Here is a 21,508-nt window from a genome sequence, read left to right as displayed (position 1 = left end):
TTAATTCTTCCAACCGTTTCCAACGGCTCCACCTTCTTGACCTATTCCTCCGAAAGAGTATAGCTCAAGACCTGTAGCCTCTAATTCCGTTGCTGGAATTGGGAACATAAACGGAGTACCTTCTTGTAGAAGATCATTTCTTCTCATGAAAGCCCATTGTGTAGTTGAACCTGCGGCTAAATCCAATTCTATAGAATACTCATAGTGAAGAATGTAAGTCAAATCATCTGTAGGTAAAACAGGATCTAATCCACCAACTGATGTTCTAGGAGAATTATTAATAGCAGCTGCCGCAGCAACGTTATTACCTAATCTCATATTGGCTTCAGCTTTTAGCATTTGAATCTCTGCTAGTAAGAATTGAGGGTTTTGGTCACCAGCTTCTGACATTGTATTATTAGTCATGAACCTTGAATTGTACCAGTTACTAAAGATACCTCTATTACGCTCAGGTCGTAAATACCCAAAGTCAGTGGTATAAGTAAAGTACTGCTCAAATCTAGCATCAGGAGAATCCGCTTGGTCTAATACACCAGTAGCAGGATAAACTTGAGGGATATTCACAGGATCAGCTAGGTGTGCAACCTTAAGGTCTGTTGGTAAATAACCTGCACCAGAATTCAACACATAACCAGCCCAATCGATGGTTGAATTAAACCAGTTTCCTGGAGATGTTTCGATGTAGAAATCTTCAGTAAAACCATTGTTAGCCCAAGTTAAAATCTGATTCCAATCAAGAGTTGCAGCCTCAGCAGAAGTTCTTGCTTCTTGAGACGCAATTCTAGCCAACATTGAGTTAGCATACTTAGTAAACTCGGTAATGTCCATATCAACATTCACCATCAAATCATACTTGAAATTTGGAGCTGCATTAGCCGCTGCCAAACCAGCCTGCATGTTTGCTATACCCTCATCTATGAGAGCAGTGTAAGGCTGTAGTTCTAAATTACCTAAATCAGAATCAAAATCTACAATGTATGCCTTATCAAAAATGACTCCAAGATACCCTTGAGCAAAACCTTTTGCGAATAACGCTCCAGCTTCCATTTGCTTAGTAATATCATTATCATTTTCATCAACAAAAGTGTTGCCATCATTAATGTAAGACAATACAGCATTTGAAGATACAACAGCAGAGTTTAGATTACTCCATGGAGAAGTTAGAGCACCTAGCCCCCCATAATTAGGATCATTCTGAAGTCTTAATCTAGGCTCTTCTGCAAAATCCCAAAACTGACGGGACTTATTAGTAGTAGTAATCTGATCTGCCATCAAGTGAAAATGTGTTCCCCAAGAGGTTGTAATACCCCAATAAGAGTCCAAGGTACCTGACTTCATCAAAGAGATCAAATCTCCAGGATCACTAAGGGCTCTCGCTCTATCTGGCTCATTTAAATTCTCCACCTCTAGGTCTTCACATGAAGTGAAGGCCAAGATCATTATTAGCATTGAGGCTAATAAAAGTTTAAAATTTTTCATATTTCGATATAGTTTAAAGTTCATTATTTAGGATTAAAACCTAATCTGTAAAGAAACAGTGTAGTTTCTGTATAGTGGGAAGTCGAAGTTCTCATCATAACCTTCTGGATCAAATCCACCGTAGTTTGAGAAGGTTAGAAGGTTACGACCAATTAAAGACAAACGAACATCTTCTACAAAAGAAACAGGGTTCTTGAAAGTATATGACATACTTAACTCTCTGATCTTCACAAATGTTCCGTCCTCGATAAAGTGACTAGCAGGTAAGTTACCATTATACAAAGAGTTAGCACTGATAGAGAAGTTAGTGTGATGCCCAAGTCTTGCATACTCTTCTTGGTCTGCAGCTCTAGTATTAAAATATAGATACTGGTTTGTAGCATTATACTTGTCTCCACCTTGTTTCCAGTCAATTAAGAAATATAACTGAAGGTTGTTGAAGAATGTTAAAGTATTAGACAATCCTACTTTAAAGTCAGGGTTTCTATCACCAATAATAGTCTGAAGTTTAGCTCCTCTATTATCTGGATCGTTGAAATAGAATGCGGTTTCTTGAGGAGTACCAATGTCATCAGTCAATACAACATACCCAAGGTTATTTACACTAAACTCACTCAAAGGAATACCATCAGCATTCCATGCATTAATTACGTTACCACTACCATCTGTCTCCAATTGGTCAAGGCTTGTAATTAATTTGTTACCATAGAATGTACCTACTGGCTCACCAGTCTCAACTCTATAATAGCCATTAGTGAATGGAGGAATACCAGCTAAGTCAGTAATCTCACTTCTGATGATATCGAAAGTCATATTAGCATCCCATCTGAAGTTTGACTTATTCATAACCTCTGCTCCCATTTGGAACTCAAAAGCTGTTGATTCAACAGCACCTAAGTTTTGAAACTGAGTATTGTAACCAGTTACAGCAGACAATCTTCTTTGAATGAAATCATTCTCTACTACTGAGCTAGCATAGTTAATTTGGAAATCGAATCTGTTAAGGAACTCACCATCTATACCAATTTCCAATTCCTTGTTAACTGCAGGAATAAGGTTGGCGTTTCCAAGTACTGATCCTGAGATACCTGAAGAACTAACAGAGAATGTCTCATATTGAGCTCTCCAAGTAGGTCTTCTACCAGCTGAACCGTAAGAAGCTCTCACCTTCAACTCATCAAAGATTGGAAGATCATAATCTTGAGTAATTCTGTAGGCTAAAGACACTCTACCAAACGTCTGCCATCTTTCTTCCTCACCAAATCTTGATGATCCATCGCGTCTTACTAGACCGTTGAAGATTAATTTGTCTTTCCAGATTACATCAGTACTTAAGAAAGCATTCTTAGAAACTGTCTCTCTCTGATAAGAACCAATGTTTCTGTTATCTTGACTCAATGCACCTAGATCGTAAACACCATTTGTAACAAGCTCTCTACCATTAGCGTTGAATCCATCTTCGAAATTATACTCATGTAAGAACTTAGTTGTAGCACTCACATTGAAATCGCCAAACTTCTTATTAAAGTTCATTTGAGCAGAAGTAACAGAATATGACTCTCTATTATTTGAAATAGAATAGTTACCGTTATTCAAAGTTGCATTAGGAGTAGCTGTTTTATATCCTTTAGGATAATATCTCTTGCTGTAGCTATTAAACTTATCGATAGACTGAGTTACATTAAATGAAATATTGTCAGTCAATTGATATCTTAAATCCAAACCTACTACAAACCTTTCATTCGTATCGTCATACTCCCAGTTTTCATACTGATAAAGTGGATTTGCAACATTCGAGTTCACCACATCGAATCCTGTAGGGAAAACGGCATAATCACCATCTTCGTCTCTCTCGGTAAAATCAATAAAAGGTTCTACAAGAAGTGCATCTGAGAAGAATGTTCCTTGACCACCTCTAGACACAGGAGTCAAAGTGTTTTGTTGGTAAGAAGTACTGATCTTAGCTGTAAACTTTTCTGATGGGAAGATGTCAAAGTTCATACGAACGTTCAATCTTTCCTCAGGGTCCAACACTTCAGAGATCATTCCTTTTGTCTGGTGTTGAGCCGACATGTAGAATGAATAATTCTCCAGAGAGTTCTGAACTGAAACTAAGTTCATGTAATAAGGTTGCTTAGAAATTAAGTTTCCAAAGTTATCATTATAAGATGGATAAGGATTCCAAGTACCGTCATCAGTTAACTCTCTAGAACCAGAAGTTAGATCAAAATCACCGTTTGGTAAAATTTTGAATGGGTGTGTTGATGCTGTCGGGTGTACGTTTTCAACTTCTGAGATACCATACTCACCTCTGTATTGAATTCTAATACCTTCTTTACCTTGAGCACCTCTTTTAGTACGGATTTGAATTACACCACCTGCGGCCAAAGATCCATATAATGAAGATGCTGCCGCTCCTTTGATAACCTCAATAGACTCAATATCATCAGTATTGATATCACTAAGGTTTTGCTGAGTTAAGATACCATCCACAATAATTAGTGGAGAAATGTTTCCAAAAACAGATTTTGCACCTCTTAATGATACTGAAGCACCACCGTCACCTTGACTTTGTACAATAGTAATACCAGCAACTTTACCTCTAAGAGTATTAGAAGCATCTAGTGCTGGTACAGCTGAAATCTGCTCATTCTTCACTTGAGACAGTCCGAAACCTAAGTTTTTCTTATCCGTTCCAACGGCAACACCAGTTACAACCACCTCACCAAGTGAAGTAGCGTCTGGGGCAAGCTGCACGTTTACAACAGTTTGACTGTTAACCAAGATTTCTTGGGTTACATAACCCAAATATCTAAAGATTAACGTAGAACCTGAAGGTACTGTTAGACTGTAATTACCATCCATGTCAGTAAAAGTACCATTAGTAGTACCTTTAATCAGAATGTTTACTTGTGGCAAAGGAAGACCATCATCTGTTCCGGTCACCTTACCTGAAACTGTTCGATCTTGCGCGAACGCCATACTCGATACGAGGAAAAGCGCGCACGAAAGAATAGTCAGTAAAACTCTCTTCATTGCTTTCGTTTTTAGTTTAATAGTTGATAAAAAAGTTTGTTTAGCACACCAAACATAAAATAAAAGTTGGTCAAAAAATAATATTGGTATTACAAATTGACCCTAATCAATTGACGGATGAGCGGACGCTTTTCTGTCCGAATGGCCAGAAGGGAATACAAATTAAAATTTTATTCGGCAGAATAAGGGTAAACTAATTCTGGAGATTACATGGCCAAAACAACTACAGGAAGAAGGGGAGGATGATACTTCACCGTATACATTAATAGATAAAAGTTAAATATTGTTAACAACAGGCTCTATTTTTAGGCCTTCAACCCCTTGGTAACTCAACAAAAGCACGCTTGAGATAGCTTGAATATAATTGGGAGGAATGGAAAACTTGGACAGAAATTGGGAAGAGTTAAAATCAGAATATTATTTGGCAGGCCTTCTGAACAAAAAAAACCGATCACACCAAAAAAAAACCAGCTAACAACCAATACCAGAAGGATTAACGCAACAATGATGCATTTTGATAAATTAATATGTCGGGTAAAAATTGTATATATTCAATACATTTTCCAATGGATCTTCCGTTGAAATTAGCTTGAATCTTGGAGTGTCCATGGAATAGGAGATAAAGTTTAGTTCTCAATGTTAGAGATGGCCCAAGCCAAATCTTGAGGTGTTTTCAATGACTTATTCTGACTCTCTAATAAATCAACCACTCGAGTATATTTAGATTCGCCCAATAACTTTTTCAATCGTCTTTTACTGAAATTAAAGAATTCATATTTAGAGTCTTCATTCATCAGATAGTAGTCTGTACCCTTTTTAAATTCTGCTCTATCTCGAGTTGAGTAGCCCCCTACTTCTGGTTCTAGAAGCTCACAGCTAGAAAAAGCAATTAGCCTATCTGTTGGGCCAAACACCTCATAAACAAAGAGTTTTTCAGAGGGAGATTCAGCAAATTGTGCTTCTGATACGGTTATAAATCTTCGGTTTGATGTAGTCCCCTTTAATGGTTTAGATTCTAGCTGTATCTCTTTAACGTCATCTAAACGAAGTGAAAGCCCATAATTCTCTTCAGACTCCGAAAGCTTTAGTACAACCTCTTTTTGATACAAGTCTAGATTTATGCAAACATTGGATTTCACCGTGCCATCTGCAAACCTTATTTCACCTTTGACACAATTGTCTAATAAGAACGGAGAGCCTATAAAATCTTTGCTCTCTATTGTTGTATTCCGAATAAATGAACTGTTGTTAAAATTCTCGTCCCAAGAATCTTGCTGAGCGTCCAACGTGTGGAACGAACAGACTACCAATAACATTATTATTACTTTTTTCATTTGATTCGTTACATTCTAAATTAGACAAATAAAAAGGGAGTGCCAAGGCACTCCCTTTCCAATATTAATTAGGGCTAATACTAATAGTAATAGATTTATAGTTCTCGGACACACCGACAACATCGTTACCCTCTAAAACTAATACCAATGTCCTTGTCTCGCCAGCAGGGATAGCACCGTTCAAAATTTCAACAGTTGCATCTCCAAAACTAGTATTTGCAGGAATTGTAAACTGGCCAGTAGTAGAGTAGTGAGTTCCTTCAACGGCAGTACTATTAGCTGCATCAACAGAGAAGTTAATCACTTGATCCGAACTCAAATGTGGAGAAACCAAATTCACCTGCTCAGAGATTGTACCATCTCCTGATTCTACACTTCTGGTATAACTTCCTGTAGTTAATGTTGCTTGATCAAACTCTACAACTGCAGGACCGTCATATTTATACACTTCATCATCATCTTCAAAGCAAGAAGTTAATGCGGTACATATTAATGCTGCGAATAGAAATATTCTGAAATTCATCATTTTCATCTTTTCTAAATTTTAGTAACCAAAATTGTTCTCAAGATTAGGATTCAATTCCAAGTCACCACTCGGAAGAGGAGCCAAAATTCTAGCATCATCGAAACTGATAACTTCACCAGTCAAATCAACTGCGCTCTTATCAATATCCATTCCTAATCTCTTTAGATCAAAGAATCTATGACCTTCTCCTAATAGTTCTAGTCTTCTCTCTACCAAAATTTCATCGATAAGGTCTTGACCAGTATTAGTGACAATATAAGTCGGGGAAACTGATCTTCTCTTCAATGTCTGAAGTGCAGCCTGAGCCTGTAGAGTATTACCTAATCTAGCTTCGGCCTCAGCAATATTCAAATACATCTCTGAAATTCTGAAGATCGGAATATTCGTAAGGTTACCCTGTCCGCCATTATCTATATACTTTTTAAGCTCTGGAGTTCCTACAGGGTTAGGTAGATTAGAGGTTTGAACCTCTTCAATTAAACCATTACGAACATCGGTTGGACCTAATAGGTCTAACACTTCTTGAGCTGGAGTGAAATCACCATTTCCTCTATAATCTGGAGTGATCACAGTTCCGTCAGTAATATAAATTGACATTACAGAAGTATTTGGTCCTTGATTCTCGTTCGACTGATACTCTAGATACCAAATAGCCTCTGGATGCTGAAACTGAGCCCAATCACTCACGTAGTTATCTCTGGTTGAAAGAGACGCTGTACCTGCATCGATAGCAGCCTGAGCATATTGTACACTTAAAGCATACTCTCCAGCATAAAGCGCAATTCTTGAACCTAAGGCTTGAGCACCCGCTTGAGTAAACCTAGCGTTAGATCTAGAGTTATCCATTAGACTAATCGCTTGAGCTACATCTGCCAACATGAAGTCATAAACCTCATCAATACTAGCTCTTGCAGGCAGAGTTACGTCAGCAAGATCTAAAACAGCCTCAGTAATCAAAGGTACACCACCCTTGTTTTGTGAGCCAACAATTGCAGTAGGCATGTAAGCATAAGTATTCATTAGGTACAAATAACCTAATGCTCTCAACGCATATGCCTCACCCAAAGTGTTATCATCTAAAACAGCCCCACCTTCAATAACCACGTTTAGTTGAAGCAAATAACCATATACTTCCCACGCAGTAAGGTGTGATCTTAACACATTGTTGTACTGACCATTATAGGTACCTCTATTATTATTGAAAGTAAAGTTATCGGCCATTACTTCTGGCACAACAATCCACTCACTACCAAGGGTTCCGCCCCCTTGAAAACTATTGTAAACATCAATCAAGAGTGCATTAAGCACATCTGGTGATTCTAACGCACCGTCAATAGAGACAGATTGTCTTGGCTCTGTTTCTAGCAAATCTGAACACGAAGTGGCTAGAATAGCTATTAAGCAAAGTGTAGTTATAAAATATTTTTTCATATCATTCGATTATTAAAATCCAAATTCAACTCCTACAGTTACATTCTTACTTGGAGGGAATACTCCAGTAGAGCTACCACCAGTAAATTCTGGATCTAGACCTGTGTAATTTGTGAAGGTCAATAGGTTAATTCCTTGAACATATACTCTTGCATTATCCAAGAACATGTTTGACAACATAGACTGAGGGAAGTTGTAAGATAGAGTAACTTGTTTTAGTCTGATGTAAGATAAATCTTGCAAAGCTCTTGCAGTACCTACTCCAACTGCACCTGGTTCAGCCGTAATGTTTGGTCTAGGGAAACTAGTAACATCACCTGGCTGTCTCCATACTAAATCACTAGTTCTAGTGTATAGATTCAGTCTTGCCTCATATGGATCATAAGAGAAACCACCAGTACCATCAGTACCATCTTTTCCATAATCATACTGGAACAAGAAGTCCAAAGTAAATCCTTTATAAGAAACAGTATTTGTCAGACCTCCAAAGAAGCTACTGTTAGTATTACCTAAAACTTTTCTATCATCATTCTCATCACCAATGCTAGATCCGTTTTGAGGATTGTAAGTTAAGTTTCCATCTCTATCATAGTAGAATGGTCTACCGTTAGCAGGGTTTACACCAGCCCAATCCCAGTTATACCATACGTTTAGTGGCAAACCAACTTGTGTGGCTGAACCATTATTGGTTTCACCTGGGAATAAGGCCAACAATTCCTGATCTTGGAAAGCTATGTTAAAGCTAGTACTCCAAGTCAAGCCACCTTTGTCATAGTTTACAGTGTTAACGCTGAACTCTATACCTCTATTCTCTAACTCTCCTACGTTTTCAGTAATCGAACCATATCCCGAAGTAGAAGGAAGATTTCTATTTAACAATAAGTCAGTTGAAAGTCTTCTATAGGCATCAATACTACCATTGATTCTTCCATCGAAGAATGAATAATCCGTACCAATGTTCAAAGTAGTTTGAGTTTCCCAAGACAATCTGTTGTTTGCCAAACCAGAAATAGTCAAACCTGGAAGGTTTAGGTAGTTACCAGCACCTGCAGAAGACACCAATCCTCTAGAATCGAAGTTACCAATACGGTTGTTACCAGCAGTACCGTAGCTTGCTCTCAGTTTCAGTTCTGATAAAGCACCGCTAGTCGACAAGAAGTCTTCTTCACTGATCAACCACGAAGCTCCGATTGAAGGGAATAGACCCCATCTTTGATCAACACCAAATCGAGAAGAACCATCGTATCTTAACGTACCGTTAAAGAAGTACTTATCCTTTAAGCTATACTTAACATTAGTGAACACACCAGCATTTCTCCAAGTGGTGTAAAACCCACCAGCACCAGTTGGTTCAGCAGCAGATTGAATAGTTCTGAATTGAGGAGTAGGGAAAGTCTGTGCATTCGCAGAGAAACCTTCATTAATTTCCTCTCTATATTCAGCAGCCAATAAAATATTCAACTTATTATCTGGGTTGATATCTAAGTCATAATTCAACTGTTGTGTTGAGATGAAGTTCACGTTTTCGTTGAATTGAGCATAAGCTGAACCATCTGTGTTACGACCACCGAATGATCTTGGATCGGTATATCTATTCTCAGTTAAGCCTCTATAATCAACACCATAATAAGATCTGAATCTTAAGTTATCTGCAATTCTGTAGTTGAATGCCATATTAGCAGATACCTGCTTAGTGTTAGTTGTTCTTTCGTTTAACTGTAACGATTTAACAGGATTTTCTGCAAGAATACCTGCCAAAGGCTCATTGTAACCTGTAGCTTCTGTCTCATCAAATATTGGGTTAAACGGAAGAACTAATAGTCCTGAGAACGTTGGATTTTCAAAGAATGAACCACTCAAAATTGTCCCTGACTGTCCAATAGCACTCACGTTCAATTTCGTTTCAATAGTCAACTTATCAGAAACATCTGTATCCAAGTTCAACCTTAGAGTTCCTCTTTCAAAGTCGAACTTTCTAATTTGTCCCTCTTGGCTGTTATAAGAACCAGAGATATAGAATCTTGTCTTCTCATTACCTCCAGATAAGCTTAACTCATAGTTAGAAATTCTTCCAGTTTCAGAGAAAATTTCGCTTTGCCAGTCATAAGTTGGGAGACCATTCACAAAGTCATCAAACTCAGACTGTGGCAACTGACCCAATTGAGTATTACTCAAATTTAATGCAGGGAATTGGTCAGCCGTAATACCAGACAATGCATTTCTTCTAGATAAACCCTCTAACAGATCAGGATCTGCACTGAATCTAGTGTAGTAATTTCTTCTTTGGTCTAGTCTGAAATTAATGAACTCCTGAGTATTCATCATATCAACTTGTCTTACTGGCGTTACCCAACCTGTATAAGTATTAAAGTTGATTTTAGTTGCACCAGACTTACCTTTCTTAGTTGTAATAAGAACAACACCATTTGCCGCCTGAGAACCGTAGATGGAGGCAGCTGCATCTTTCAAAATCTCCATTGACTCAATGTCATTTGGGTTAATTGAAGCTAATGGGTTAGTAGAAAGGTTTGATGAAGCATTCGCTGTGTTCATTTGAACTCCATCAACGATATATAATGGTTCGTTACCCGCGTTGATAGATCCTTGACCTCTTACTCTTACTCTAAGAGCTCCACCAGGAACACCGTTGCTACTCTGAACCAAAACCCCAGCAGCACGACCTTGAAGAGCTCTATCGAAACTCTGCATAGGCATGTTCTTGATCTTTTCACCACCTAGTGAAGCAATGGAGCCTGTAATCTCTCTTTTTCTTTCAACACCGTAACCGGTTACAACGACCTCCCCAAGTGTTGTAGCATCTGGTGTTAAGCTTACGTTGATAACCGTTTGGTTACCAACTGTTACTTCTTTGATTACGTAACCTAAGAAGCGGTAAACAAGTACAGACTCCCCGCTAGGAACTTCTATACTGTACTTCCCATCAAAGTCCGTAGACGTACCTTGGGTAGTACCTTTGATAAAGATACTCACCTGAGGTAAAGCGAGGCCATCATCTTCTCCGATCACCGTACCCGTTACTGTCCTAGATTGGCCATAAGCCACCCCAGACAATAAGAACAGCATCAGAGACATTAAAGCCAATGAAATTCTCTTCATTTTCTTGTTAGTTTAGTTATACAATAGTTTATAAATAGTGATTAAGAATTAATCCTTGTTTAGTGGAACAATTCATCTCAACCAGCACCTTACTCAAAAGTGAACAAGATTGTTTAGATAAATTTGCTCTTAATATGAAACGGCAAAAATAGCCTTAGAACGCTCTAAACCAACAAAAATACTGTTATGAGAATTGCTTTTTATGAAAATCAACGTGAAGCAAATGCCTTAAATACTGACTCTCAGAGGGTTTTACCTAACAACCGTTCGTGTAATAATTGTCACCTTCCTGTCATTTAAGGGTAAATCAAGATCGTTTTGTAAAATCTCCCCATAGCCTTGGTAAGACAAATTTTCTGTTCGACCTATCTTTCTTACTAGATAATCATAGACCGACTTGGCACGTTTTTCAGAGAGTGTTTGATTGTATTCACTACTCCCAACAGAATCGGTATAGCCTTGTATTTCAATTTGTAATTCTGGGTGCTCGCTTACAAGTGCTGCGAGTCTGTCTAACTCTCGGTATACTTCTTCTCTGAGTTTATAGCTATCAAAATCAAATAGAATAGGTTCTTGTAAGAGACTTTCACCTTCTTGGAATGGTTGAAGCCTGATTGTAGAGTCGCTCAAAAACTTCTGTTTACTAAGTACTGAATTTCTATATCCCCTTTTCATAGCCAATAGCTGAGAGTAATTCAGCTCCTCAGTAAGTAAAAACTGGCCATTTTCATTAGATAACCTCGAAATGGTATCACTATCATAAATAAAGAACACGTCTGCAGATAACGGTTCAAGTGACACTGCGTCTACTACCCTTCCATACGCTAAAGGCTCTTCAAACTTCAACTTAACGTTCGGAACAATTTGGTCTGGCACTTTAAATCTCTGTAGAAAAATTCTCCCTGTGGCATTACTTGAGCTGAAGTAAGCCCATTGGTCTGCCGATATACAGTAGCCTATCTGATCGAAGGCATTATTAATAGGCGAACCTAAATTCTCTGGTCTTGTCCATCCTCTTTCTTGACGAATTGATTTGAATAAGTCATACCCCCCCATTCCGACCCTTCCTCGGGTAGAAAAAATCAGCGTTTTACCATCTAGGTAAATGAACGGGGAGCAATCATCTTCTACTGTATTGATCTCTGGACCAAGATTAACCGCTGGCGACCAGTTATCCCCAACCTTTTCGCTCACCCAAATGTCTTGTTTACCCAAACCACCCTCTCGCATGCTTACGAAATAAAGCGTTTTCCCATTAGCTGTGAGGGAAGGTTGTGAATCCCATTCTGTGCTATTTACCTCTGGGCCAAACAACAAGGGCTTAGTCCAGGTATCATTTCTGAAATAGGAAACATACAGATCGCAGCTCCCAATATTATCGGGTCTATTGCAGCTTGTGAAGACTAATGTTCTACCATCGGCAGAAATTGAAGCAGCGCCTTCATTTCTTTCTGAATTAATTTGATCAGAAAGACTTACCGGCTCAGACCATACTGACTCATTATGATAATAAGAGGTATATAAATCTTCATCGCCCCTACCTAATCTATCACGAATGGTAAAAACAATTCTACCATCTACTGTAGCTGAAGGAAAGTACTGCTGTTCGAACTGGTTTAAAGGATTAGGCAGCTTTTCAAAGTCTACATCCAGAGGTCTTTCCAACTGCTTAATTGAAAACTCTATTGACTCTTTTAAAAAGGTGACTCTTTCACTCCCTATTTGATAAACTGGCGAATTGACATTACTCAGCAATTTTCTAGCCTGCTCATACTCTCCTAGCTGATAATGATAATTAGCTTGAATCACCAAAAGGCGATTAAGGAACCTCGGCTCTACTTCCTTTGAATAGTTTGAGATAATGGCGTTCGCTCTTTCAGGCTGATCTCTCTTGATATGAATTTCATGCAGTAATAAGATAGCCTCATCGAAGCTCTCATCCTTTTTCAGGATGTCTTTGAGAATCTCTTCAGACTTAAACAGATTACCAACATCCACTAGGCCTTTAGCTTCAGTGTAAGCCTCTGCCAGTTTTGACCTTCTAGTATGAAGTTCTTCCTGCGCCAGCGTGGTCAGTGTTAGAAGTAGAAATGATATCAAATATAGTACTCTCAATACTTACGGGATCTGCATAAACTTATGTGTTTGTAGCGAAATTTTCCAGCGAGGGTTGTCTTTTACGTACTCAATTATTTCTGGCAACATCTTTTCAGACTTATCCCATTCTGGTTGAAGATAGAGCAAACACTCGGGCCTGATTTTAGCTGCATGTTCTTCTGCCCACTTAAAATCACTCTTATTATAGATAACCACCTTTAGCTCATCTGCAGTCTCATAAAACTCCTGCCTGGGTTTCATGAATTTCTTGGGCGAGAAACACAACCAATCCCATGTTCCGCTGAGCGGATGAGCTCCAGACGTTTCAATATTGGCATGGAAGCCTTCGCTCCTCAGCGACTCGGTTAGACTATCTAGATTGTACATAAGAGGTTCTCCTCCAGTAACAACCACTAATTTGCTTTTGTATTGCTTGGCGCCTGCAACAATCTCACCGATTGACTGAGCCGGCCACTTTTCAGCGTCCCAGCTATCTTTTACATCGCACCAAACGCAGCCAACATCGCAACCGCCTAGTCTAACAAAGTATGCTGAATTTCCGGTGAAATGCCCTTCACCCTGAATGGTATAAAACGCTTCCATAATAGGAAGCTTGCCGTTGAGTTCGGCCACTTGCTTGTTTTCTGTCATAATCAATTTTTTATAGCAGGTAGTTGAAACTGCTTCATTATCGAATCTCTTTTAGAACGTCATCTCCGACCTGTCCCGAAAGCTTTCGGGAGGGAATCTCTCATTGAGGAAATTCCCGCCTACGCGGAAATGACGACCGAAGAGTATTAATTAAACTAATTTCTGATTGGCTAAGTAGGTATTCCAAAGCAGTGAAGCGATGGTCATTGGCCCTACTCCGCCCGGAACTGGCGTGATGTAGCTACACTTAGGTGCTACTTCATCGAACCTTACATCGCCCTTCAACTTAAAGCCAGATTTAGTTTTATCTGAAGGAACTCTGTGAATTCCGACATCGATTACGATGGCACCTTCCTTCACCATTTCTTCCGTAACAAAGCCTTCTCTTCCAATAGCCACAATTAGAATATCTGCTTGACGGGTAATCTCGGCCAAATTCTGAGTTCTGCTATGGCAAAGCGTTACTGTTGCATTTCCTGGATTCGAATTTCTACTCATCAACACACTGATGGGCGTACCGACAGTATGGCTTCTGCCTATTACCACGCAGTGCTTACCAGAAGTATCAATGCCATTTCTTTCTAACAAGAGCATCATACCCTTTGGAGTTGCTGGAAGGAGCGTAGGCAAATCGAGTAGCATCTTACCTAGGTTCGCTGGATGAAAACCATCAACATCTTTTTCAGGAAGGATGGCCTCCACAACTTTTTGCTCGTCTATCTGCTTCGGAAGAGGCACTTGTACGATAAAACCGTCAATATCAGCATCGTTATTCAACCGATCTACAGTAGCCATCACTTCTTCTTCTGAAGTTTCTTCTGGCAAGTGAATAAGAGTAGAACCAAAACCAATGGCCTCACAAGCCTTAACCTTAGCATTTACGTAGGTTTTGCTAGCGCCATCTTCGCCCACTAAAACAGCAGCAAGATGTGGTACTTTACCACCTTTGGCCTTGATTTCATTTACCTTCTCTGCCAATTCATCTTTAATAGATTGGGCTGTGGCTTTTCCGTCTAATAATTTCATAGTACTCTGTTATTAGTGCTCAGTGCTCAGGTTACTTCTTAAGATAATTGATGTACCCCTGAATGAGTTTCTTGCAACTTGTTATCTGGTCTAAAATATCTTTCAAACTTTCTTCTGAAAGAAAAGATTGATCCAAGGCCAAAAACAATTGGGTTTCTATTTCATATAGTGATCCTCTTGAAATATATAAAAATTGAATCCTCTCGTTTTTGTGCTGCCTACCAATTCCTTCCGCAATATTTGAGGGAACTGATATTGCAGCTCTTTTTAACTGGCTTGTCAATGCATACTTCTCATCTTCAGGAAAAGACTTGACCAAAGAATAGATTCCAGAGACCAGTTTCCTAGCTTCTTTCCAAACATCTAAGTCCGTATAGTCTTTATTCTCCATCTCCTGTGCACTGAGCACCAGTAACCATTAATCTAACTTAAGTACCGCCATGAAAGCCTCTTGTGGAATCTCCACATTACCTACTTGGCGCATTCTTTTCTTACCTTTTTTCTGTTTCTCCAAAAGCTTACGCTTTCTGGAAATATCACCACCGTAACACTTAGCCAATACGTTCTTACGCATTGCTTTCACGGTTTCTCTAGCAATGATTTTTGTTCCGATAGATGCTTGAACTGCAATCTCAAACATTTGTCTTGGAATCAGTTCTTTCAATTTTTCACACAGCCTCTTACCCCACTCGTAAGCCTTATCTCGGTGAACAATAGCAGAAAGTGCATCTACCTTGTCACCATTCAACTGAATATCGAGCTTTACTAAGTTCGATTGTCTGAAACCAATCAGTTCATAATCTAATGAGGCATAACCTCTAGAAATGGTTTTTAGCTTATCGAAGAAGTCGAATACAATCTCTGCCAACGGAATCTCGAATGATAACTCAACCCTGTCGGAGGTCAGATAAACCTGATTTTTCAGAATTCCCCTCTTGTCCATACACAGCCCCATGATTCCGCCTACATACTCTGCCTTAGAGATAATCTGAGCACGAATAATTGGTTCTTCCATATGTGCCATCTTATTAGAATCTGGCATTTCAGAAGGTGCATTGATTTTCCTTACTTCACCATCGTTCATAATGGCATGAAACTGAACCGAGGGAACTGTGGTAATAACAGTCATGTCGAACTCTCTTTCGAGACGTTCTTGAACAATTTCTAAGTGAAGCATTCCTAAGAATCCGCAACGGAAACCAAAACCAAGTGCAGCAGAGGTTTCTGGCTCCCAAACCAGGGATGCATCATTCAACTGAAGCTTCTCCATTGAAGCTCTGAGCTCTTCAAAGTCTTGTGTATCTACTGGGTAGATACCTGCAAACACCATAGGCTTTACATCTTCAAAGCCTTTTACCATTCTCTGGGTTGGCTTATCTACATGCGTAATGGTATCACCCACTTTTACCTCTTTGGCCACCTTGATACCCGAGATGAGGTAACCTACATTACCTGCTTTAATTTCTTGTTGAGGAGACTGCTTGAGCTTGAGAATACCAATTTCATCAGCATCATAGGTTTTACCCGTATTTACGAATTTCACCTTATCTCCTTTTTTAATGCTTCCGTTGAAAACACGGAAGATTACTTCAATACCTCTGAATGAATTGAAAACCGAATCGAAAATCATGGCCTGAAGTGGCTCTTCAGGATCTCCTTGTGGCGCAGGAATTTTTTCAATGATGGCTTCGAGGATTTCATCGATTCCAATACCAGCTTTACCGCTCGCTAGAATTACATCTTCTCTATCGCAACCAAGTAATTCAACTACTTGGTCGGTCATTTCTTCTGGCATGGCACCCGGAAGGTCTATTTTGTTGAGCACCGGAATAATCTCCAAATCGTGCTCCAAAGCTAAATAGAGGTTGGAAATGGTTTGAGCCTCTACCCCTTGCGATGCATCTACAATGAGCAATGCGCCTTCACAGGCCGCAATGGAACGTGAAACCTCATAAGAAAAGTCTACGTGACCTGGAGTGTCTATCAGGTTGAGCACGTACTCTTCTCCTTTATAATTATAATTCATTTGGATGGCGTGCGATTTGATGGTAATACCACGCTCACGCTCCAAATCCATATCATCCAACAACTGCTCTTGCATATCGCGATCAGCTACAGTACCTGTGTGCTGCAATAGTCTATCGGCCAAGGTACTTTTACCGTGGTCGATGTGCGCAATAATGCAGAAATTCCGAATTCTCTCCATATACCTCTTAAACGAACCGCAAAAATAGAAAAAAGTGATGCAATTCAATTCTCTTGATTGGTGCAATATTTGTACAAAGGCAATAACTTAATTGTTTGATATTGAATGCAATTCATTATCCGCACCAACCAAAACCAATGAAAAGACTCAAACTTAGCATGCAAACAGCCATATCTGGCTTTTTCACACTATTTCTTATCTCCTCTTCTTGCAGCTCTGGCACCGAAAAAAAAGCTAATGGCTCTAGTTTGCCAACCATTGATTTAGTTGAAGCCTATGATAACCGCACTGAAGTTTCACTAAGTACTTTTGCTGAGTCCATTGAGTATATCCCTTTAGAAACTGTTGAAAAGTCGCTGGTTGGAAACTATCCTAGCTTCTACTTGGCAGATGACAAAATCATATCTATCGCGTTCCGACAGATCTACACCTTCGATAAGAAATCAGGAAAATTTATAGAGGAGATAAGAGGCTATGGCGAAGGCCCTAATGAATATTTGAGCACCAAGAAGTCCCTCGAATTTAATGAAGAAGATGAAGTCTTTTATGTTGCTAAAAAGCCTTCGTTAATATGGCAACTCAACTCTTCAGGAGAAAAAACAGGAGAATTTGAAATTCCTACAGACGAAAACTACATCATGGGCTTTAGCAAATTATCAGACAACCTCTTTGTTGGCTACAATGCAAACCCAACGTGTAATCAAAAAAACAAACTCACGATTTTCGATAGCCAAGGAAAAATTCTAAAAACATTCCCAAATCATCAGTCATGCATACACGATCTATCTTTGGGTATTTCATTCGATACAGATGAGGGACGGTTTTATAGAGACAGAGGCAATGTCTATTTCGAGGAAGCCTATAATGACACACTATTTTATGTTTCTGATGATACTCTTTCCGCTCACCTGATATTTGACAGCAAAAATCAGAGCATCCCTTACGAGGATAAGACCAAGTACCCAACATTGGAATCTAGAGCTAACTTCCTCCAACCTTCAGTAATTGACATAACCCAACAACATATTTTCTTCCAGCTAACCACCAAAGGCCAAACTTTCAATGGAATTTTCAGCAGAGAAACTGGCGAAACATTGTTATCTGATATTGGCCGAACCGAAATGCATGGCTTTGTCAATGACCTAGACAATTTCCTCCCCTTTGTTCCGCAATATGCGACAGACAATAACCAACTAGTTGGTTATATGGAAGCACCAGATGTTCTTGCTTGGTTCAAAGAAAACCCAGAAAAAGCAGCTCAACTACCTGAAAGGCTGAAAAAACTGGGTGAAATGAAACCTGATGATAATCCTGTTGTAATGATTGTGGATTTAAAGGAGTGATTTATTCCTGAGTAGCCTATTTTTGCAGCATGCTTTTGGCCGACAAGAAAAAACAGGAAAACATCTCTGAGTACATTATTTATATGTACCAAACAGAATTACTGATTAGGAACTTTGATTTCGACATTGAGAAAATCAAAATCCATGTGTTCGGAAATATTCCTGACGAAAAAATGAGTGAGGAGAAAAGAGAGGATGAGCTGAATTGGTATCAAGAAGTAATTGGCCAAATGAAGTCTGAAGGACTTGAGCAGGAAGGGCACCTTTCTTACGTTCAGGGTGAAGTGCAAAAACTCTCAGACCTCAGCATGAAGCTTTTGGTTGAAAATGAAGATTACCAAACTATATTCAATGCTGCCAGACCAGCTTTAAGAGAAAGTATTCAAGCTTCTGAAGGCTTAGTCAACAACCCTGTTCAAGCCTGCCTTAATGGAGTTTTCGGTCTTCTCTTAGCAAGAATGAATGGCAAGCAAGTGCCGGATGAAACCATGGAGCAAATTGAGCATTTTGGCAACGTGCTTTCTATGCTCTCGCACAGCTATAGGGAATTGGAGAATTAGGAAAATGGTCAATTGTCATTAGAAATCAGAAATCAGCTGAACGGTAGATCAGGAATCAAAATGAATCACGCACAATATGACTTCTTAGCTGAACTGAATTCAGAGCCTCTGAAGAGGGTGGCCGAACTACAGAGGCGCACAATGGCTATAGGCCTGGTATTCGTTTTCCTTTTGATGAAATGCAAACTTCAGGTCATCAAGAATATATTGGTCAGGGGTCAGTTTCACCTGGAGAGACAGTTCTGGCTAAAATTACAATTATGAGTCCGGCATATTTTGTCGGTAAACTACAGGTAGGCATGAGCTTTGATTTTCTGGAAGGCTCAACTCTAATTGGAACTGGAAGAATTGAGGAGATTCTGAACCCATCACTGATTTCTGATCACTGATCGACTGACCCCCTTATTTCACTGGCATATCTATCACCAACAGGTTCTCAGAAATATATTGCTCTATTGTAAAGTCTTGAAGTTCAAGTCGTGCTTTTTCCGCTGTTTCTCTAAGCCTAGACTCAATAGTAGAAGGACTAGGCATTATGCTGTTGTGGCCTTCTATTTTAGCCCTAGCCGCATTTGTTGCTGGTATTGTCAATCTTTGATAATTCGCTGGCAAATCTGAGGTGCCTGATGCTAGGGTAACTCCAATAAACAGCTTTAACTGCTCATCTTCTAAAGTAGAATCATTGTAATGAACCAAAGTAAGCACACCGTCTAACTCTCCAGAAAGAACGTATTCACGGGCTTCAACATAGGCCTCCTCTATTTCCGGACTATCTCCATCACCCAGAAAGTGAACCCCTACCAAATTGTAGTCTGAAACCGTCTCTATGGTATAGTCAATGTTATTTAACCCACCTAAATACACATAGCCACCAATTATTATAATAAAGGCTACAAGCCCAGTGATTATCTTTCCTTTCTTACTCATATTGCTGCTACTTCTTTGTATTGCATGTTATACAACTTAGAATAGAAACCATCTTTATCCAATAACTCTTGGTGTGTTCCTACTTCTTTAATTTCTCCTTTATCTAACACTATAATTTTATCGGCACCCTGAATGGTTGAAAGTCTGTGAGCAATAACTATGGATGTTCTCCCTTTCATTAAAACCTCAATTGCCCCTTGAATAAGCTCTTCTGTTTCTGTATCAACTGAAGATGTGGCTTCGTCTAACACAATGATCTTCGGATCGTAGACCATGGCCCGTACGAAGGATATCAACTGTCGCTGACCTACAGAAAGGGTTGAACCTCTCTCCATCACGTTATAATCATAACCGTTGGGCAAGCGGTCGATAATTTTCTTCACTCCGACCAAATCGGCAGCAGCAGCTATTTTATCATCTGTAATATCGGGGTTACCTAGTGTAATATTGTGCCTGATGGTATCGGAATACAAAAAGACATCTTGCTGAACTACACCGATATGACTCCTAAGAGCTCCTAAATCATATTCTTTCAGGTTTACACCATCTACCAGAATATCACCTTTGTTGATTTCATAGAATCGCGACAGTAGATTAATGACTGAAGACTTCCCTGCTCCGGTGGCTCCGACAAGCGCTATGGTTTCACCCTCTTTCACCTTGAACGAAATATCCTTTAGCACATATTCCTCCTCATTGTAAGCAAACCAGACATTTTTGAACTCAACTTCGCCTTTGATTTCCTCAGGTGCATATTCACCTTCATCGGCCATGTGTTCATCATTATCTAATAGATCGAAAATTCTGTTCGAGCTCACAATCCCCATCTGAAGGGTGTTGAACCTATCGGCAATCATTCGGATGGGACGGAAGAACATCTGAATGTACATGATAAAGGCAATGATCACTCCTGGACCAACACTAGCGTCTACCAAAATCTCTCTAGCGCCATACCATACTGCCATACCTATGGCAATAGCTTGAATAATCTCTGCAACAGGGAAATAGATAGAATAGTAAAGTACGGAGCGAATATGCGCCTTTTCATGTTCTCTGTTAATTTCCTTGAACTTGTCCATCTCTCGCTTTTCTGCGTTAAAAATCTGGACAATGTTCATTCCTGTTACATGCTCCTGTACAAAGGAGTTTAAATTGGAAACAGCGTTTCTGACCTCATTAAAAGTAACCTTAATCTTCTCCTTGAAAACATAGGTGCTAAAAATAAGAAGTGGTAAGGTAGATAAACTTACTAAAGTCAGTTTCCAGTCTAAATAGAACATAAAGCCCATCAAGAAAACCAGCTGAAGCAAGTCGCCAATCAGGGCGGCAATACCTTCACTAAAGACGTTAGAAAGCGTTTCAATGTCCGAAACATTTCTGGTTACTAGTCTTCCTATTGGTGTTTTATCGAAGAATTTGAGTTTTAACCTTATTAAGTGATTAAAGAGCTTTGTTCGAATATCCTTTATAATGGTTTGGCCTACCCAACCCGAAAGATAAGTATGCGAATATTGCACTACAGCTAATACAATAAGGTGACCGATGAGAATGGTTATCATTAAAACCAATCCATCATAATCTCCATTCGGCACATATTCATCTATGGCCTTTTGAACCAGAATTGGTCTAATAGGGGTTAGTATGGCCAAAAATATGGTCAGGAATACTAGCAGATAAAACTGCTTTATGTAAGGCTTTGCGTATTGAAACAATCGCTTCAACACTTTAAAGTCTACAACATTTCCACTCTTAACTTTAGCCTTTTCCTTTTCCAA

General features: G+C 39.3%; 16 protein-coding genes. 3 read left to right on the top strand and 13 right to left on the bottom strand.

Features of this window, described 5'->3' with window-relative positions; translation table 11 throughout:
- From AWW68_RS19655 to lepA, 11 genes are all read right to left on the bottom strand, one after another.
- Complete coding sequence (locus AWW68_RS19655; RefSeq protein ID WP_157717739.1) at window positions 1-1,479, bottom strand: hypothetical protein; 1,479 nt, start codon at window positions 1,477-1,479, stop codon at window positions 1-3.
- 33 nt (window positions 1,480-1,512) lie between these two features.
- Entirely contained in the window at window positions 1,513-4,515 is a 3,003-nt protein-coding gene (locus AWW68_RS19650) for a SusC/RagA family TonB-linked outer membrane protein (RefSeq protein WP_084375789.1), read from the bottom strand.
- Window positions 4,516-5,141: 626 nt separating this feature from the next.
- Entirely contained in the window at window positions 5,142-5,849 is a 708-nt protein-coding gene (locus AWW68_RS19645; RefSeq protein ID WP_157717738.1) for a hypothetical protein, read from the bottom strand.
- 64 nt (window positions 5,850-5,913) lie between these two features.
- On the bottom strand, window positions 5,914-6,375 hold the full coding sequence (locus AWW68_RS19640) for a DUF4843 domain-containing protein (RefSeq protein ID WP_157717737.1): 462 nt from the start codon (window positions 6,373-6,375) through the stop codon (window positions 5,914-5,916).
- An 18-nt stretch (window positions 6,376-6,393) separates the two neighbouring features.
- Window positions 6,394-7,806: a RagB/SusD family nutrient uptake outer membrane protein gene (locus AWW68_RS19635; RefSeq protein WP_068225258.1), complete on the bottom strand. Its 1,413-nt coding sequence runs from the start codon at window positions 7,804-7,806 to the stop codon at window positions 6,394-6,396.
- Window positions 7,807-7,818: 12 nt separating this feature from the next.
- The gene (locus AWW68_RS19630; protein ID WP_068225257.1) at window positions 7,819-10,923 is read right to left on the bottom strand and encodes a SusC/RagA family TonB-linked outer membrane protein; all 3,105 of its coding nucleotides are present in this window, start codon (window positions 10,921-10,923) and stop codon (window positions 7,819-7,821) included.
- A gap of 252 nt (window positions 10,924-11,175) precedes the next feature.
- Entirely contained in the window at window positions 11,176-13,038 is a 1,863-nt protein-coding gene (locus tag AWW68_RS19625; protein WP_084375788.1) for an OmpA family protein, read from the bottom strand.
- A 3-nt stretch (window positions 13,039-13,041) separates the two neighbouring features.
- Window positions 13,042-13,671: a 7-carboxy-7-deazaguanine synthase QueE gene (locus AWW68_RS19620; RefSeq protein ID WP_068225252.1), complete on the bottom strand. Its 630-nt coding sequence runs from the start codon at window positions 13,669-13,671 to the stop codon at window positions 13,042-13,044.
- A gap of 150 nt (window positions 13,672-13,821) precedes the next feature.
- Window positions 13,822-14,697 (bottom strand): bifunctional methylenetetrahydrofolate dehydrogenase/methenyltetrahydrofolate cyclohydrolase FolD, encoded by an 876-nt coding sequence (gene folD / locus AWW68_RS19615; protein ID WP_068225250.1) that lies wholly within the window; start codon window positions 14,695-14,697, stop codon window positions 13,822-13,824.
- A 31-nt stretch (window positions 14,698-14,728) separates the two neighbouring features.
- A complete protein-coding gene (locus tag AWW68_RS19610) occupies window positions 14,729-15,088 on the bottom strand; it encodes a four helix bundle protein (protein ID WP_068225249.1) in 360 nt (119 codons plus the stop codon).
- A 27-nt stretch (window positions 15,089-15,115) separates the two neighbouring features.
- Window positions 15,116-16,903, bottom strand: a complete 1,788-nt coding sequence (gene lepA / locus AWW68_RS19605; protein ID WP_068225248.1) for a translation elongation factor 4 — start codon at window positions 16,901-16,903, stop codon at window positions 15,116-15,118.
- A gap of 137 nt (window positions 16,904-17,040) precedes the next feature.
- Between lepA and AWW68_RS19600 the strand changes: the two genes are divergently transcribed.
- The 3 genes from AWW68_RS19600 (at window position 17,041) to AWW68_RS20380 (ending at window position 19,195) form a co-directional block, all read left to right on the top strand.
- Window positions 17,041-18,246 carry a 6-bladed beta-propeller gene (locus tag AWW68_RS19600; RefSeq protein ID WP_068225246.1) on the top strand — a complete coding sequence of 402 codons (1,206 nt, stop codon included), beginning with the start codon at window positions 17,041-17,043 and terminating at the stop codon, window positions 18,244-18,246.
- A 29-nt stretch (window positions 18,247-18,275) separates the two neighbouring features.
- Window positions 18,276-18,806 carry a DUF4924 family protein gene (locus AWW68_RS19595; RefSeq protein WP_068225245.1) on the top strand — a complete coding sequence of 177 codons (531 nt, stop codon included), beginning with the start codon at window positions 18,276-18,278 and terminating at the stop codon, window positions 18,804-18,806.
- A gap of 260 nt (window positions 18,807-19,066) precedes the next feature.
- Entirely contained in the window at window positions 19,067-19,195 is a 129-nt protein-coding gene (locus tag AWW68_RS20380; protein ID WP_262501412.1) for a hypothetical protein, read from the top strand.
- A 13-nt stretch (window positions 19,196-19,208) separates the two neighbouring features.
- On the opposite strand, the gene AWW68_RS19585 is transcribed toward AWW68_RS20380, so the two are convergent.
- Complete coding sequence (locus AWW68_RS19585) at window positions 19,209-19,733, bottom strand: GyrI-like domain-containing protein (RefSeq protein ID WP_068225241.1); 525 nt, start codon at window positions 19,731-19,733, stop codon at window positions 19,209-19,211.
- On the bottom strand, window positions 19,730-21,508 hold the full coding sequence (locus tag AWW68_RS19580; RefSeq protein ID WP_068225240.1) for an ABC transporter ATP-binding protein: 1,779 nt from the start codon (window positions 21,506-21,508) through the stop codon (window positions 19,730-19,732). Before AWW68_RS19580 ends, AWW68_RS19585 begins: the two co-directional genes overlap by 4 nt.

The organism is Roseivirga spongicola (assembly GCF_001592965.1).
Taxonomy (GTDB): domain Bacteria; phylum Bacteroidota; class Bacteroidia; order Cytophagales; family Cyclobacteriaceae; genus Roseivirga; species Roseivirga spongicola.
The sequence above is the reverse complement of the archived record's forward strand: the minus strand, read 5'-3'. Positions and strand labels throughout refer to the sequence as shown.